The sequence below is a fragment of the Vicingus serpentipes genome (assembly GCF_007993035.1).
Taxonomy (GTDB): Bacteria; Bacteroidota; Bacteroidia; order Flavobacteriales_E; family Vicingaceae; genus Vicingus; species Vicingus serpentipes.
Genome location: NZ_VOOS01000028.1, coordinates 1 through 376, shown reverse-complemented (window position 1 = coordinate 376; position 376 = coordinate 1). Strand labels below are relative to the sequence as shown.

The following is a 376-nucleotide window of genomic DNA, read 5'->3' as shown; positions in this document are numbered from 1 at the left end:
ACTCCAAGCGAAAGAGAAAGGAGCAGTACCACCATTAGGAGTAACGATTAATTCACCATCATTACCACCGTTACAACTAACGTTTGTTTGGGTAAGATCTAAAGATAAACCAGAGGCAGGCTGTGTAATTATTGTAGTGTCATTAATAATACAGCCTTTAGAGTCTGTAATAGTTACATAATAAGTTCCAGCTGTTAAAGCATTAATATTACCTGCAGCTTGTCCATTAGACCACAAGTAATTATAGTTTAGTGTACCACCACTAACAGAAACAGAAGATGAGCCAGTGTTATCACCAAAACAAAGAATATTTGTAGAATTAATTATAGATGATAGGGCGTCTGGTTCAGAGATGGTAACAGAGTCAGTAAGAGAA

General features: G+C 36.4%; 1 protein-coding gene. It reads right to left on the bottom strand.

The genetic code is table 11. The annotated features are described in order from the left end of the window. The coding region (locus tag FRY74_RS12815) for a SprB repeat-containing protein (RefSeq protein ID WP_189765292.1) at positions 1-376 on the bottom strand (376 nt) is incomplete at both ends.